Source organism: Streptomyces sp. YKOK-I1, from assembly GCF_054660435.1.
Genome location: NZ_BAAGDR010000001.1, coordinates 2503782 through 2518263, shown reverse-complemented (window position 1 = coordinate 2518263; position 14482 = coordinate 2503782). Strand labels below are relative to the sequence as shown.

Genomic DNA, 14482 nt, shown 5'->3' with positions numbered 1-14482 from the left:
GCCGTCCTGCCGTCCGTCCTCTGTGCCAACTTGCCTGACGGACAGTGATACGGACCGGAGGGCCGATCGGATTGGTCGAAAACAAAAAACTTTTTTTCGCTGCTCCACCCGCGTTTCGGCCGCTCGGATCCGTACCCCATCCGGAGGTGTGTCCGTTGCGAATGCCTGGTGTGACGGGACGGCCCGGGTGCGGCCGCGGAGAGGGGGACCGGATGGAGGCGGACGAGCTGCTGGTGCTCGTCGCCGGCGGGGATCACCGGGCATTCGAGCAGTTGTACGGACTGGTGTCCGGGCCGGTGTTCGGACTCGTGCGCCGGGTCGTGCGCGACCCGGCCCAGTCCGAGGAGGTCGCCCAGGAGGTGCTCCTGGAGGCCTGGCGCTCCGCCGCCCGCTACGACCCCGGCCGGGGCAGCGCCCTGTCCTGGATCCTCACGCTCGCCCACCGGCGCGCCGTCGACCGGGTGCGCAGCGCCCGCGCCGCCTCCGACCGCGAGCAGCGCGAGGGCCGGCGCTATCACGACCCGGCCTTCGACCAGGTGGCGGAGGAGGTCGAGGCGGGCCTGGAGCGGCAGTTGGTGCGCCGCTGCCTGGACCGGCTGACCAATCTCCAGCGGCAGTCCGTCACCCTCGCCTACTACGACGGCTACACGTACCGTGAGGTCGCCGAGCGGCTGAAGCTGCCGCTCGGCACAGTGAAGACCCGGATGCGCGACGGACTCACGCGGCTGAGGGACTGTCTGGGAGGCGCCGCGTGAGTGTGTTCGGAAAACTGTTCGGCCGGGGTGACCTGCACTCGCTGGCCGCGCCCTACGCCCTGGACGCCCTGGAGCGGGACGAGCGCCGCCGCTTCGAGAAGCATCTCGACAAGTGCGACCGCTGCGCCGCCGAGGTGCGCGCCCTGGCCGAGGACGCCGTCCGGCTCGCCTGGTCCCAGTCGGCGCCGCCGCCGGCCGCGATGCGTGACCGGGTGCTGGCCGCCGTACGCGCCACCCCGCAGGAGCCGGGGCGTGCGCCGGAGCGGGCGTACGAGCCCCAACTGCCCCCACATGTCTGGGGCACGCGGCCGGCGCCGGGACGCTCCCGTGCGCCCCGCGCGCGCCGGCCGGTGTTCGTGCCGTTCGCCACGGCCACCGCCGCCGCGGCGCTCGTCGTCGCCTCGCTCTTCGCCGTCCAGGCGAACCGCACCCAGGACCAGTTGAACGCGGAGCGCGCCCAGGCACGTGAGATCGCCCACGTTCTCGCAGCTCCGGACGCCCGGGCGAACACGGGTACGGACACCAAGGGCCGCAGTATCGGAGTAATCGCTTCCGCGTCCGAGGGTGAGGCGATCATCACCTTGAGCGGATACGGGCAGCCGGCCGGCGGGCAGGTGCATCAGCTCTGGCTCATGCGCCCCAACGTGCAACCGCGCTCCCTGGGCCTCTTCGACGGCGACACGCCCTTGGTCGCGACCGGTCTCGACAAGACCTCGACATCACTCGCTGTGACCGTGGAGCCCGACGGGGGCTCAGCTCAGCCCACCAGTCAGCCGATTGTCCAACTCACCCTGAAATCGGTTGGATTCGGAGAGTGATCGGACAGGAGTCGTCAACCCCCTTACGGGGAAGGTGATTCCTGTGAGCTCTTTACACGCGTGCCCGGACGGGGCGATAGGGTTACCCTGCCCGGGCCGGGTGGACTCGTACGGGTGGGGAGTGACATGGAACAGATAACGATGCGCAGCAGGGCGAGGGTCCCTGCGATCACCTGCGGGAGCAGCGCGACCAAAGCGCGGCTCGACCGCCATCTCTCGGTGCTGGCGGGCCCCGCCATACCGCAACGGGAGACGGTCGAGGCGACCTCGCTCATGCTCGAACTGACCGCACGCGAACCCGCTCACGCCCGCAACAGGACGGCCCGCGTCTCGCTGTTCGCACCCCTGCGACGGCTGCGCCGCTCCCTGTTCGGCGGACACAAGCACTGAGCCCCGCGCTCAGCGGACCACACCGTCCCGGCGCAGCGCTGCGATCTTCTCGTCCGTCATCCCCGCGGCACGCAGCAGCGTTTCGGTGTGCTCCCCGAGCGCGGGCACGTCCCCCCTCCCCGCCTCCGACCCGCCCGGCAGTGTGATCGGAGGCAGCGGCAGGCACCCCCGACGGCCCGACCGGCGCACCCACTTCCCCGCCACCGCTCCCGGGTCGGTCATGTGCGGGGGTGGGCGTAACGCCGTACGGCGAGCGGCGCGAACGCCGCGATCAGCACCGCGCACCAGAGCAGCGACCCGGCGACCGGATGCGCCACCGGCCAGGCGGCGCCCTCGGGCACGGGCGCGTTGCCGAACAGCTTCCGCAGGGCCGTGGTCACCGCGCTGAGCGGGTTCCACTCGGCGAGCGCGCGCAGCCAGCCCGGCAGATTGTCCGTGGGGATGTAGGCGTTGGACAGCAGCGGCAGCATGAACGTGGCGCTGCCGAGCTGGCCGGCCGCCTCCTCGCTGCGTGCGAGAAGCCCGAGGAAGATCCCGGCCCAGGTGCACGCGAACCGGAACAGCAGCAGCAGACCCACCGCGCCGACGGCCCCCGCCGCCGACCCCTCCACACGCCAGCCGACCGCGAGCCCCACCAGCAGGAAGGGCACCGTCCCCGCCGCCGTCACCAGCACATCGGCCGCCGCCTGCCCCAGCGGCACCGCCGCCCGGCTGATCGGCAGGGTGCGCAGCCGGTCCGTCACCCCCCGGTGGACGTCCTGCGCCGCCTGGAACATCCCGGTCATGATCCCGTTGGCGGCGGTCGCCACCAGCAGGCCCGGCACCAGGAAGGAGCGGTACGCGGCGCCGGGCATCGCCAGCGCGCTGCCGAAGACGTACCCGAAGAACAGCAGCATCGTGATCGGCATGGTCTGGGTCAGGATCACGAGCGCCGGGTTGTTGCGCACCCGCAGCAGCTGCCGGCCCAGCATGGCCGTGCCGTCGTACGCCAACGCGCTCATGCCGCCATCACCTTGTCGCCGGTCAGGCGCAGGAACACGTCGTCGAGGGTGGGCGGTCTCAGGCTCGCGTCGAGCAACGGCACGCCCACCGCGTCGAGTTCGCGGACCAGCCGGGGGAGGGTGAGCGTGCCGTCGCGGGTGACCGCGCCGACGGCCCCCCGCTCGTGGTCGAAGGACGGTTCGGCGCCGGTGAGCCGGTCGAGGACGGCGGCGGCCCGCGCCAGCTCCCCCCGGTCGGCGACGACCACCTCGGCGTAGGAGCCGATGAGCGCCTTGAGATGGGCGGGGGAGCCGGTCTCGGCCACCCGGCCCCGCTCCATCAGGGCGATGTCGTCGGCGAGCCGGTCCGCCTCCTCCAGGTACTGGGTGGTCAGCAGGACCGTGGTGCCGTCCCGCTTCAGCTCGCGCACCGCGTCCCAGATGTCGGTGCGGGAGGCAGGGTCGAGGCCCGTGGTCGGCTCGTCCAGGAACAGCACCTCCGGGCGGCGGATCAGGCTCGCGGCGAGGTCGAGCCGGCGGCGCATCCCGCCGGAGTAGGTCGAGGCGGCGCGGTCGGCGGCCTCGGCGAGGCCGAAACGGGCGAGCAGGTCGTCGGCGCGCCCGGCCGGGCCGCGTACCCGGTGCAGCCGGGCGAAGAGGCGGAGGTTCTGGCGGCCGGTGAGGTCCCCGTCGACCGACGCGTACTGGCCGGTGACGCCGATCGCTCGGCGTACGGCCGCCGCCTCCCGGGCCAGGTCGTGGCCGGCGACCCGGGCCGACCCCGCGTCCGGACGCAGCAGCGTGGTCAGCAGTCGTACCGCGGTCGTCTTGCCCGCGCCGTTCGGCCCGAGGATCCCGCAGACCGTCCCCCGCGGCACGGCCAGATCCAGGCCGCGCAGGGCCCGCACCTCGCCGAACCGCTTCTCCAGACCTTCACTAAGTACACCGTACGTAGTTGTCATGGGTCGACCATAGCGCACTACGTACGGTGTACGTAACTACGATGGTGGGCGAGGTGATGATCGATGGCGGGCCGAGCGGCCGTACCCGAAGTGATCTGGGCCCGTCCCGAGCGGACGGGCCGGGGGCCGAGGCCCGCGTACACCCGTGCCGACATCGCCGCGGTGGCGGTGCGGATCGCCGACGAGGGCGGGCTCGACGCGGTCTCGATGCGGCATGTCGCCGCCGCGCTGGGCTGCGGGACCATGTCGCTGTACAACTACGTCCCCCGCAAGGAGGACCTGTACGAGCTGATGGTGGACGCGGTCAGCGGCGAGCACGAGGAGTGGGAGCCGAGCGGGGACTGGCGGGCGGACATGCGCAGGGTCGCCGGCGACACGCGCGCGCTCATGCACCGGCATCCCTGGCTGCCGAGGCTGATGTCCCCCGTGTACGGGTTCAGCCCGCACGCGCTGCGGTACCTGGAGCACTGCCTGGCCTGCCTGGATCCGCTGGAGACGACGTACGGCGTGAAGATGCAGCTCGTCGGCATGATCAACGGGGTCGTGACGATGTACGTCGTCAATGAGCTGGCCACCGCCGAGCGGGCCCGGTCGCTGCCGTGGTCGGAGGAGCAGGAGAACGCGGTGCGGATCGGCTATCTCGGGAGCCAGCTGGCTGGCGGGGCCTATCCGCGGATGGCCGCGGCGTTCCTGGAGGATCCGGGGCCGATCGATCTCGAGGCGGTCTTCGGGTTCGCGGTGGAGAGGGTGCTGGACGCGTTCGCTCCGCGGGGGTGACGGGTTGTTCTGCGGGTGCGGGTGCGGGTGCGGGTGCGGGTGCGGGTGCGTGGGGCTGGTCGCGCAGTTCCCCGCGCCCCTGAGGGAGTTGGCCCCGCTGTGTGTCAGAAGTCCCCTCGGGGAAGGCTCCATCCCGCGCGGAGTCGAGGGGGTGGGGGCTTGGAGTCCTTGGGGGCGGAGGATCCCGGGCGCATCGGTCCGTACCGGCTCCTCGCGCGGCTCGGGTGCGGTGGTATGGGGCGGGTCTATCTCGCCCGGTCGGAGACGGACGAGCAGGTCGCGCTCAAGGTCATCCAGCCCGAACTGGCCAGGGATCCCGCCTTCCGCAAGCGGTTCGCCCGCGAGGTCGAGGCGTCCCGCTGTGTCGGCGGACCCTTCACCGCGGGCGTCGTCGACGCGGATCCCGAGGGCAGTCCGCCCTGGCTGGCCACCGCCTACATCCCCGGGCCCTCGCTGACGGAGGCCGTGCGCGGCGGCGGGCCGTTCGGCGCGCGGGCGGTGTGCGAGCTGGGGCGCGGGCTGGTGCAGGCCCTCGGCGCCATCCACGCGGCCGGGGTGGTCCACCGCGACCTCAAGCCGGGCAATGTGCTGCTGGCGTCCGACGGTCCGCGCGTCATCGACTTCGGCATCTCGAAGGTGAGCGACGCCAGCGCGCTGACCCACACCGGTACCACCATGGGCTCCCCGGGCTACATGGCACCGGAGCAGATCCGCGGCGAGGGCACCGGGACCGCCACCGACGTCTTCGCGCTCGGGGCCGTCCTGGTCTTCGCGTCCACCGGCACCGGGCCGTTCGGCGAGGCCTCGCCCGATGTGCTGCTGTACCGCATCGTCCACGAGGAGCCGTATCTGGAAGCGGTCCCGGACCGGCTGCTCGGCGTCGTGGCCGCCTGTCTGGCCAAGGACGCGGCACGGCGCCCCGGCCTCGGCGAGGTCGCGGCCGCCCTCGGCACGACGGCCCCGGTCCGCACCGGCGATCCACGGCACCTCCTGGTCCGGGGCGCGGGGACGGGCCGCCGGCACCCGGACGCCGTCGGGGCGTCCGCCCCGCGCGGCCCCACCCACCCGCCGGCCACGGCCCCCGCCCCCGGCCCCGAGCCTGCCCCGGCGGCCCCCTCCGCCCCCACCCGTCGTCGTCTCCTCCTCGCCGCCGCCGGGGTCACCGCCTCCGCCGCCCTCGGGTTCACCGGCTGGAAGCTGCTCGACGACGGGCCCCCGGCGAGGGCGGGCACCCGGCTGTGGCGGTTCCCGGTCACCGGTGTGCTCGTCAACCACCCGAGTGTCGCCGGGGACCTGGTCTACGCGGCGAGCAACGACGGCACGCTGTACGCCGTCGACGTGGCGTCCGGGGCGCGCAGATGGTCGTACACGACCGGTGCGGCGCTGGGCTCGGCGCCCTGGGTGCTCGGCGGCGTGGTCTATCTCGGCGGCGACGACGGCGGGCTGTACGCCCTCGACGCCCGCTCGGGCGCCAGACGCTGGGCGTTCCGCACGGGCGGGATCGTGCACTCGCCCGCGGTCGGCGGCGGGGTCGCCTACCTCGGCAGCTCGGACGGGTATCTCTACGCCGTCGACGTCTCGGACGGGAGCAGGCGGTGGCGGTTCAGGACCGGCCACGACACCCACTCGCCCACGGTCGCCGGCGACACCGTCTACGTGGGGTGCAGCGACACCCGCCTGTACGCCGTCGACGCGGCCACCGGCAAGCTGCGCTGGCGGTTCACCACGGCGGGCGCCGTCTCGTGGTTCCCGGTGGTGACGGGCGGGCTCGTGTACTTCGGGAGCACCGACCGGAACCTGTACGCAGTCCGGGTCGCGGGCGGGACGGAGGTCTGGCGGGCGAAGGGGGTCTCCGCCCAGGCCGGACCGCTCGTGGCGCGGGGGACTGTCTACTGCGGGAGCGGGCGGGAACTGCGCGCCTGGGACGCCCGGACCGGCGAGCGGCGCTGGTCGCTCGCCACCGACGGGGACGTGGGCGCGCCCGCCGCCGCCGACGGGGTCGTGTACGTCGGAAGCAGCGACCAGCGGCTGTACGCGGTCGACGCCGGCAGCGGTGAGAAGCGCTGGACGTTCACGGCCGGTGCGGAGGTGGGGCCGCCCACCGCCACCGCCGACGCCGTGTACTTCGGGGGCGCCGACAGCCGGCTCTACGCCGTGCGCACCTGACGTTCCCCCGCGCGCTCCGCCCGCGCTCCCACGCGCCCCCGCCGGCCGGAACCGGCCGTCGGCGGTGCGTGTCTGAAGTACGGCCCGGGGGTTCTTCGCGGGGGAGGTGGGAGCCGGTGTCCTGGACGGCGAAAGCACAGACGGGGGCGCGGGAGTCGTACCGGCGCTGTGCCCGGCTCACCGGGCCGCTGTCGGCGCCGACGGGCGGCGGCCCGGTGGAGGTGCGGTTCCGGAGCGTGCTGAGCACCTCGCAGCGGATCGCCCTCACCGCCCTCGCGCTGCTCACCGGGTGCAGCGGGCTCGTGCTCGCCGGGTGGCTGCTGCTGCCCCGGCACGTGCCCGGCGGCGGCGCCCTGGCGCTCGGCGACTGGCGGCTGATCCTCGCCCGGCTCGCCTTCTGCGTGGTCGTCACCATCGAACTCGTCAAGGTGGTGCAGGTCTTCGCCGTCTGGACGTTCGCCCGGCACGCCCGCGACCCCGTGCCGCTCACCCCGCCGATCGGCCTGCGGGTGGCGATGCTGACCACCATCGTGCCCGCCAAGGAACCCCTCGACGTCGTGGAACGCACCCTGCGGGCCATGCGCCGGGTCACCTACTACGGCGGCAGCGTCGACGTGTGGATCCTGGACGAGGGCGACGACCCCGCCGTACGCGCCCTCGCCGCGCGCCTCGGCGTCCACCACTTCACCCGCAACGGCCGCCCCGAGTACCACCGGCCCTGGGGGATCTTCCGCACCCGGACCAAGGCCGGGAACCACAACGCGTGGCGCGCCGAGCACGAGCGCGGCTACGACGTGATCGCCCAGATGGACCCCGACCACGTCCCGCTGCCCTGCTTCCTGGAACGCTGCCTCGGCTACTTCCACGACCCCGACGTCGCGTTCGTCGTCGCGCCCCAGGTGTACGGCAACATGGACGACAACTGGATCGCGCACGGCGCCTCCGTCCAGCAGTACCTGTTCAGCGGGATCGTCGAGCGCGGCGGCAACGGCCTCGGCGCGCCGCTGCTGATCGGCACCAACCACCTCTACCGGGCGACGGCCTGGCGGAGCATCGGCGGCTACCAGGACTCGATCATCGAGGACCATCTGACCAGCATGCGCGTCCAGGGCACGGTCAACCCGGCCACCGGCCACCGCTGGAAGGGTGTCTACACCCCGGACGTGATCGCCGTCGGCGAGGGCCCCACCAGCTGGACCGACTACTTCAACCAGCAGAAGCGCTGGGCCTACGGCGTCTGGGAGATCAAGCTCAACCGCCGCCTCACCGAGGGCATCCGGCTCGACCGGCGCCAGCGGCTGCTCTACGCCCTGGTCCAGTTCTACTACCCGAGCGTCGCCGCGACCCTCCTCCTCGGCACGCTCGCCACCGCCCTCGCCCTGCTGCTCGGGGTGACGACCGCCGGTCTCGACGGGCCGACCTGGCTGGGCCTGTGGTCGGCCGGTATGGGGAACTGGCTGTGGCTGTGGTGGTGGCTGCGCCGCTTCAACCTCGCCGAGCACGAGCGGCGCGAACTCGGCGTCCGGGGTTTCGCCCTGGCCCTGTTCGCCGGGCCCGTCTACGTGTCGGCCGCCCTCTCCGCGCTCCTGCGCCGCCCCCTCGGCTACGCGGTCACCGCCAAGGGCGAGCTGCGCAGCCCCGACTCACCGCGCACCTTCCGGCTCCATCTGCTCTGGGCGGCCCTCATGGCGGCCCCGCTGACGGCCAGTCACCTCCTCGGCCACACCAACCCGGCACCCCGGCTGTGGGCGGTGCTGGCGCTGCTGACGGGACTGCTGCCGCCGCTGCTCGCGGCCCGGGAGACCCGGTGAGGCCCACCCCGGCACGGGTGCTCGCCGTGGTCCTCGCCCTGCTGCTCGGCGGGTACGTCTTCGTCGTGGCGCCGCACCTCGCGGGCGAGCGGGACCGGCGCCGCACGGCCGCGATCGACGCGGCGCTGCCGCCCACCCACCCCGTCCACCGGGGCCGCCCGGACCGCCGGGCCACGTTCCCCGCGCCCGGGGACGCCTTCGTCGGCATCATGACCGACGCGGGCGTCCACGACCTCACCGAGGCGGCCCGCTTCACCCGGGCCACCGGACACCTCCCGCAGGTCTACGAGTTCTCCCTGGACTGGGCGAGCGACCCCTTCGACGCCGGGCCCGTCGACGACATCGCCCGGCGCGGCATGATGCCCCTGCTGGCCTGGGAACCCTGGGACCACCGCGCCGAGCCCGACGAGGAGCGACTGCGCGGGGTCCAGCCCCGCTACCGGCTCTCCCGGATCATCGACGGCGCCTTCGACCCGTACATCCGCGCCTGGGCGAAGGGCGTCGCCTCGCTCGGCTACCCGGTGGGGATCCGCTTCGCCCACGAGATGAACGGCTACTGGTACCCGTGGTGCGAGCAGGCCAACGGCAACCGGCCGGGCGAGTACGCGCGGGCCTGGCGGCATGTGCACCGCCTCTTCGAGCAGGCGGGCGCCGACAACGCGGTCTGGGTGTGGAGCCCCAACGTCCACTACGAGAACGCCACCCCGTTCGAGGAGCTCTACCCCGGGGACGCGTACGTGGACTGGGTGGGCCTGTCCGGCTACTACGGCACCGTGGGTCTGGAGAACTACCAGTCCTTCGACCGGATCTTCACCGCCTCGGAGCGGCGGCTGCGCCGGCTCACCGCGAAGCCCCTGGTGATCACCGAGGTGGGGGCCACGGACGCGGCCGGCCGCAAGGCGGAGTGGATCACCGACATGTTCCGCTCGCTGCCCCGCCACCCGGGGATCATCGGCGTGATCTGGTACGAGGCGGTCCGGGTGATCGACTGGCGGGTCACCACCTCGGCCGCGAGCGTCCGCGCCTTCACGGCCGGGGTCTCGGCACCGCGCTACCGCACACCGTGGTCGCCGAACGCCTCGCCCCGGGGCGGCCCTTGACTCACAGCAGCGCGAACTGCCCCTCGGGGCCCTCCTCCTGATGGTCCAGCACGGAGGCGGGGCGCCGGGCGGAGTCCGGGACCGGCAGCACTCCGGCCGCCCGCAGCTCCCCGGCCGTGACCCGATCCGTGACGGTCAGCTCCCGACGGCCTGCGTGCACTTCCGCGAGCAGCGCCAACACCGTGATCAGCTCGAGGAGTTCGGACGTCCACGTCTGCTGCCAGACCGCCGGACGGATCGCCGCCAGGGTGCCCGGCTCGGCGCTCTCGTCGGTCCGGGAGGTGAACCAGCGCTCCAGGACCCGGACCCCCGTGCCGGTCTCGAAGTCCCAGGCCTCCGGCGGGACCGGCGAGATCCGGCCTTCGTCGAGATGGAGGGTCTCCTCCTCACGGTCGTAGAGGAGGGTCAGCGGACGGGCCGGGAGCGGGGCGCGGACGTAGGGGCGCCGGCCGCCGGGCAGCTTGGGGCGCTCGCCGTCCCGGCGCAGCAGCCACAGCGCCCGCCGGCCCGACTCGACGCCCCGGGCCCACACCTCGGGGTCCCGGGGGAGCGGGACGGTGAGATCGGGGCGGACGGCCGTCAGGGTCCAGGCCAGGAAGTCCACCGGATCGGGGGAGTGGCCCAGGTGCTCGAGGAGCCGGGGCGCCAGATTCGGCTCCGCGCCGCCCGGACGCCGGTACAGCGGACGCACGCGGCCGGGCCGCACCAGGGGCAGCAGGGAGGTGGCGAGGAGCGGGGCCGCCGGCAGGTCGGGGGTCTCCACCACGAACACCTGCCGTTCGTCCGCCACCCGCCACAGTTCCGGGCGGGCCGCGTCGATCAGCCGGTGGTCGGGGATCAGCCACTGCTCGTCGAACGGGGCGGCCAGCACCCGTACGGGCTCCGCGCAGGGGCCGGACGCCCGGACCAGCCGTTCGGTGCCGCCGTCGCCGCCGGGCAGCCGGCCGACCGCGGTGTGCAGGGTGCGCGAGCGCGTCGGCTCGAACAGGGCCTCGCGCTCCGGGCCCTCGGCCGTCACCAGCGCCTGCCAGCGGGCCTTCAGGGAAGCCGGGTCGGCGGCCGCCGGCCACCCCCGGCCGAGCCGCGGCGGTGCGACGGACCACGGCATGAGGTCCGCCAGCCGCGGAGCGTCGTCGTGCGTCACGCTGGGCATGGTACGGGGGACTGCCCGCGGCATGTCACGTCGTGCCGGGGGTCGCGTCGAGCGTGACCGAGAAGGAGAAACGGTCCCCCCGGTAGTGGATGACGGCCGCGTCGAGGACCCGCCCGTCGCCGTCGTGGATGACGCCCGTGTAGTGCAGGATCGGGCTGAGCAGGGGCACTTGGAGCAGCTGCGCGGTCTCCGGGTCCGCGAGCCGGGCCTCCACGGTGTCGGTGATCCGGGCGATGTCCGCGCCCACCACGTCCCTGAGCACCTTGGTCATCGGCCAGCGCACCAGGTCGTCCGGGTCGATCCGGGCGGCGATCTCGGGACGGACGTAGTTGCGGGCGTGGTTGGTCGGCTCGCCCGTCTTCTCGTCGCTGCGCAGCCGGTGGTACGTCGCCACCTCGGCCAGGTCCGGGAAGTGCTCGGCGAGTCCGGCGGGCACCGGGGCCCGCCCGTGCCCGAGCAGCCGGGTCGCCATGCCGGACTGCTGGGCCACGATCGCGTCGACCGAGCCCAGCAGCCGCACCGGCGCCCCCCGCCGCGCATCCGGCTCGATGAACGTGCCGCGCCGCCGGTGCCGGGTGATCAGACCCTCGTCCTCCAGTTCCTTCAGCGCCTGCCGCATGGTCAGCACGCTCACCCCGTAGTGCTCGGCCAGCCGCTCCTCGGTGGGCAGCCGCAGCGGGTCGCGGGGCGAGCGGCCGAGTATCGAGGCGCGCAGCGACTGCGACACCTGGTACCAGAGCGGCAGCTTGCGGTTGAGGACGATCGAGTCCGGGGCGAAGGAGGTCACGGGCCATCCGTACCGGTCGGCACGGGCCGGTGCAAGGGGCGGAAGTGGCGTTCGAGGCCGTGCCACACGTCGTCGTAGCGCCGCTGCCGATGGTCCGCGCCGGCCGCGTGCGGGGTGAGGGTGAGCGGCCACCGTGTCTCGAACATGAACGCGAGGCCGTCGTCGACCCGCTGCGGCCGCAGCTCGGCGGCGCTCGCCCGGTCGAAGGTCTCCCGGTCCGGCCCGTGCGCCGACATCATGTTGTGCAGCGAGCCGCCGCCCGGCACGAAGCCGCCCTTTCCGGCCGACTTCGCGTCGTACGCGCCCTCGATCAGCCCCATGTACTCGCTCATCACGTTCCGGTGGAAGTACGGCGGCCGGAAGGTGTCCTCGCCCACCAGCCAGCGCGGCGCGAACACCACGAAGTCGACCTCGGCCAGACCCGGGGTGTCCGACGGGGACGTCAGCACCGTGAAGATCGACGGGTCCGGATGGTCGTACGAGATGCTCCCGATGACATTGAAGCGGCGCAGGTCGTAGACGTACGGGACATGGTTGCCGTGCCAGGCGACCACATCGAGCGGCGAGTGGTCGTACGTCGCGCTCCAGAGGTTGCCGCAGAACTTGTTGACCACCTCCACCGGCCCCTCGACGTCCTCGTACGCGGCGACGGGCGCGCGGAAGTCGCGCGGGTTGGCCAGTCCGTTGGCGCCGATCGGGCCGAGGTCGGGGAGGTGGAAGGGGGCGCCGTAGTTCTCGCAGACGTACCCGCGCGCGGAGGCGTCCAGGAGCTCCACGCGAAAGCGCACCCCGCGCGGGATCAGCGCCACGTGCCCCGCCTCGGCGTGCAGCAGCCCGAACTCGGTGCGCAGCAGCAGCCCGCCCCGCTCGGGCACGATCAGCAGCTCGCCGTCGGAGTCGCCGAAGACCCGGTCCATGGAGGCGTTCGCGTGGTAGAGGTGCACGGCCATGCCGGTGCGCTGCGCGGCGTCGCCGTTCCCGCCCAGGGTCCACAGACCGGCGAGGAAGTCGGTGCCGTCGGCGGGCTCGGGCAGCGGCTCCCAGCGCAGCCGGTTGGGGTCGGCGACCGTCTCGGTGAACGGGCCGGTGCGCAGCTCACCGTTGCCGGCGCGGGTGAATTCCGGGTGGGCGGCCGAGGGGCGGATCCGGTACAGCCAGGAACGGCGGTTGCGGGCGCGCGGCTCGGTGAAGGCCGTACCGCTGAGCTGTTCCGCGTACAGGCCGAGCGGGGCGCGCTGCGGCGCGTTGCGGCCCTCGGGGAGCGCGCCCGGCACGGCCTCGGAGGCGTGCTCGTTGCCGAACCCCGAGAGGTAGGACAGTCCCTCGGCGGTCTTGCGTGCGTCCCCGCTGCTCATCGTCGCTCCCTCGCGTGGCGGTTCCTTGCGGTTCCTTGCCCGGCCGATTCCTATGCATCACCGTAGGATTGCGTTTTCGTGGGCGCAAGAGGTCCGCCGCTCCTCCTCACTGAGGACGATCACACCCGGCCAGAACCAGACCCCAGGGGGATCCGCGTGTCGGACAGGTGCTCTAATCTCCCGGGCATGTCGTGGAAGCGCGCAGCCGTCGTCGCGCTCACGGTCTGTGTCCTGCCGCTGGCCGGAGCCGTGGGCTGCGGGTCCGGTGATGCCCGGGAACAGGGGACCGTGGTCTCGCCCTCGCCCGTCGGCAAGGTCCTGGACGACACGGACGACGACGGGCGTCACTACCGCGAGGTGGACAAGAAGGGCGCGCCCCGGGTGGGCGTCGAGGTCCAGCCCGACAGCGACGGCAGCTGGGACGTCCGGCTGCGGCTGACCGACTTCCGCCTCTCGCCGTCCGGCGCGCGCGCCAGGGCGGTCACCGGCCACGGCACCGCCCGGCTCTCGGTCGACGGCCAGCCCGTGGCCGATCTGCGCAGCCCGGCCTACCGTATCCCCGCCGGTTACCTCCCGCACGGCACCCACCAGGTGACCGCGCGGCTGTACGCGGACGACGGCACGGTCTGGGCCGTCGACGGCAAGCCCGTCGAGAGCACGGCCGACATCACGGTCTCGGAGCCCTCACCGTCCCCCTCCGGGGCACCTTGAGTGCAACGGCCACCTTTCTCCGTACCGGGGGCGAGGTTCCACCAGGCTCCGACGGAAAGGCATCATGAAGTCCGTGCCCCAAGCGACATCGCTCCGTCGTGCGCCGGTCCAGCGGCGCAGTGCCGAACGGCTGACCAGGATCCTGGACGCCTGCGCCGACCTGCTGGACGAGGTCGGCTACGACGCCCTGAGCACCCGCGCCGTCGCCCAGCGCGCCGGTGTGCCCATCGGCTCCGTCTACCGGTTCTTCGGCAACAAGCGGCAGATGGCCGACGCCCTCGCCCAGCGCAACCTGGAGCGCTGGTCGGAGCGCGTCACGGAGCGGCTCGAGGGGGCCCGGCACGGTGACTGGCGGGCCGCCATGGACGCCGTGCTCGACGAGTACCTGGCCATGAAGCGCACCGCGCCCGGCTTCTCCCTCGTCGACTTCGGCAACCAGATCCCGGTCGGTGCCCGCCAGGCCGAACCCAACCACCGCGTCGCCGACCGCCTCACCGACCTGCTCTCCGCCTACCTCGACCGCACCCCCGACGACGATCTGCGCCGCACCTTCCTCATCGCCGTCGAAACCGCCGACACCCTGGTCCAGCTGGCCTTCCGCGTGGACCCGGAGGGCGACGCGAAGGTGATCGCGGAAATGCGGGAGCTGCTGCGGGCGTATCTGGCACGCGTACTGGACTGAGCCTTCCTGACGCCGGGCCGGGCCGCACCGTGGCG

General features: G+C 73.3%; 14 protein-coding genes and 1 pseudogene. 9 read left to right on the top strand and 6 right to left on the bottom strand.

Translation table 11 applies throughout. From position 1 onward, the window contains the following. Positions 1 to 212: 212 nt before the first annotated feature. The 3 genes from ACYQ8Q_RS10705 (at position 213) to ACYQ8Q_RS10695 (ending at position 1963) form a co-directional block, all read left to right on the top strand. Positions 213 to 755 carry a sigma-70 family RNA polymerase sigma factor gene (locus ACYQ8Q_RS10705; RefSeq protein ID WP_055631884.1) on the top strand — a complete coding sequence of 181 codons (543 nt, stop codon included), beginning with the start codon at positions 213 to 215 and terminating at the stop codon, positions 753 to 755. Further along, complete coding sequence (locus ACYQ8Q_RS10700) at positions 752 to 1573, top strand: anti-sigma factor (protein WP_460063959.1); 822 nt, start codon at positions 752 to 754, stop codon at positions 1571 to 1573. The genes ACYQ8Q_RS10705 and ACYQ8Q_RS10700 overlap by 4 nt, the downstream gene beginning before the upstream one ends. A gap of 126 nt (positions 1574 to 1699) precedes the next feature. After that, positions 1700 to 1963, top strand: a complete 264-nt coding sequence (locus ACYQ8Q_RS10695) for a hypothetical protein (protein ID WP_359282265.1) — start codon at positions 1700 to 1702, stop codon at positions 1961 to 1963. A gap of 9 nt (positions 1964 to 1972) precedes the next feature. Here the strand turns inward: ACYQ8Q_RS10695 and ACYQ8Q_RS10690 are convergent. The 3 genes and pseudogenes from ACYQ8Q_RS10690 to ACYQ8Q_RS10680 all read right to left on the bottom strand — a co-directional run. Then, positions 1973 to 2175, bottom strand: a pseudogene (locus tag ACYQ8Q_RS10690) (CoA transferase); the annotation flags it as partial. A 6-nt stretch (positions 2176 to 2181) separates the two neighbouring features. After that, positions 2182 to 2964, bottom strand: coding sequence for an ABC transporter permease (locus ACYQ8Q_RS10685; RefSeq protein ID WP_460063956.1), 783 nt, complete (start codon positions 2962 to 2964; stop codon positions 2182 to 2184). Continuing rightward, positions 2961 to 3905 (bottom strand): ATP-binding cassette domain-containing protein, encoded by a 945-nt coding sequence (locus ACYQ8Q_RS10680; protein WP_460063954.1) that lies wholly within the window; start codon positions 3903 to 3905, stop codon positions 2961 to 2963. The genes ACYQ8Q_RS10685 and ACYQ8Q_RS10680 overlap by 4 nt, the downstream gene beginning before the upstream one ends. A 63-nt stretch (positions 3906 to 3968) precedes the next feature. Here ACYQ8Q_RS10680 and ACYQ8Q_RS10675 point away from each other — a divergent pair, with 63 nt between their 5' ends. The 4 genes from ACYQ8Q_RS10675 to ACYQ8Q_RS10660 all read left to right on the top strand — a co-directional run bounded on the left by ACYQ8Q_RS10675 (position 3969) and on the right by ACYQ8Q_RS10660 (position 9759). Further along, positions 3969 to 4682 (top strand): TetR/AcrR family transcriptional regulator, encoded by a 714-nt coding sequence (locus tag ACYQ8Q_RS10675; protein ID WP_460063950.1) that lies wholly within the window; start codon positions 3969 to 3971, stop codon positions 4680 to 4682. Between the two features lie 15 nt (positions 4683 to 4697). Further along, a complete protein-coding gene (locus ACYQ8Q_RS10670) occupies positions 4698 to 6848 on the top strand; it encodes an outer membrane protein assembly factor BamB family protein (RefSeq protein ID WP_460063948.1) in 2151 nt (716 codons plus the stop codon). 116 nt (positions 6849 to 6964) lie between these two features. Then, positions 6965 to 8659, top strand: a complete 1695-nt coding sequence (locus ACYQ8Q_RS10665; RefSeq protein WP_460063945.1) for a glycosyltransferase family 2 protein — start codon at positions 6965 to 6967, stop codon at positions 8657 to 8659. After that, positions 8656 to 9759, top strand: a complete 1104-nt coding sequence (locus ACYQ8Q_RS10660; RefSeq protein ID WP_460063943.1) for a glycoside hydrolase family 26 protein — start codon at positions 8656 to 8658, stop codon at positions 9757 to 9759. The genes ACYQ8Q_RS10665 and ACYQ8Q_RS10660 overlap by 4 nt, the downstream gene beginning before the upstream one ends. A gap of 1 nt (position 9760) precedes the next feature. Here the strand turns inward: ACYQ8Q_RS10660 and ACYQ8Q_RS10655 are convergent, their stop codons facing one another. From ACYQ8Q_RS10655 to hmgA, 3 genes are read right to left on the bottom strand one after another with little or no spacing between them, the layout of a single operon-like run. After that, positions 9761 to 10912 (bottom strand): type ISP restriction/modification enzyme, encoded by a 1152-nt coding sequence (locus tag ACYQ8Q_RS10655; protein WP_460063940.1) that lies wholly within the window; start codon positions 10910 to 10912, stop codon positions 9761 to 9763. Between the two features lie 25 nt (positions 10913 to 10937). Further along, positions 10938 to 11699, bottom strand: coding sequence for a GntR family transcriptional regulator (locus ACYQ8Q_RS10650; protein ID WP_460063938.1), 762 nt, complete (start codon positions 11697 to 11699; stop codon positions 10938 to 10940). Further along, a complete protein-coding gene (gene hmgA / locus ACYQ8Q_RS10645; RefSeq protein ID WP_460063936.1) occupies positions 11696 to 13054 on the bottom strand; it encodes a homogentisate 1,2-dioxygenase in 1359 nt (452 codons plus the stop codon). Before hmgA ends, ACYQ8Q_RS10650 begins: the two co-directional genes overlap by 4 nt. A 186-nt stretch (positions 13055 to 13240) precedes the next feature. Here hmgA and ACYQ8Q_RS10640 point away from each other — a divergent pair, with 186 nt between their 5' ends. Together ACYQ8Q_RS10640 and ACYQ8Q_RS10635 are read left to right on the top strand one after the other, a co-directional pair. Beyond that, positions 13241 to 13765, top strand: coding sequence for a hypothetical protein (locus ACYQ8Q_RS10640; RefSeq protein WP_460063935.1), 525 nt, complete (start codon positions 13241 to 13243; stop codon positions 13763 to 13765). 64 nt (positions 13766 to 13829) lie between these two features. After that, the gene (locus tag ACYQ8Q_RS10635; protein ID WP_460063934.1) at positions 13830 to 14447 is read left to right on the top strand and encodes a TetR family transcriptional regulator; all 618 of its coding nucleotides are present in this window, start codon (positions 13830 to 13832) and stop codon (positions 14445 to 14447) included. Positions 14448 to 14482 lie beyond the last annotated feature (35 nt).

Coding starts and splice junctions, on each gene's coding strand:
- ACYQ8Q_RS10655 (WP_460063940.1), bottom strand. CDS start 10,912: ATGCCCAGCGTGACGCACGACGACGCTCCGCGGCTGGCGGACCTCATG.
- ACYQ8Q_RS10685 (WP_460063956.1), bottom strand. CDS start 2,964: ATGAGCGCGTTGGCGTACGACGGCACGGCCATGCTGGGCCGGCAGCTG.
- ACYQ8Q_RS10695 (WP_359282265.1), top strand. CDS start 1,700: ATGGAACAGATAACGATGCGCAGCAGGGCGAGGGTCCCTGCGATCACC.
- ACYQ8Q_RS10635 (WP_460063934.1), top strand. CDS start 13,830: ATGAAGTCCGTGCCCCAAGCGACATCGCTCCGTCGTGCGCCGGTCCAG.
- ACYQ8Q_RS10680 (WP_460063954.1), bottom strand. CDS start 3,905: ATGACAACTACGTACGGTGTACTTAGTGAAGGTCTGGAGAAGCGGTTC.
- hmgA (WP_460063936.1), bottom strand. CDS start 13,054: ATGAGCAGCGGGGACGCACGCAAGACCGCCGAGGGACTGTCCTACCTC.
- ACYQ8Q_RS10705 (WP_055631884.1), top strand. CDS start 213: ATGGAGGCGGACGAGCTGCTGGTGCTCGTCGCCGGCGGGGATCACCGG.
- ACYQ8Q_RS10675 (WP_460063950.1), top strand. CDS start 3,969: ATGGCGGGCCGAGCGGCCGTACCCGAAGTGATCTGGGCCCGTCCCGAG.
- ACYQ8Q_RS10640 (WP_460063935.1), top strand. CDS start 13,241: ATGTCGTGGAAGCGCGCAGCCGTCGTCGCGCTCACGGTCTGTGTCCTG.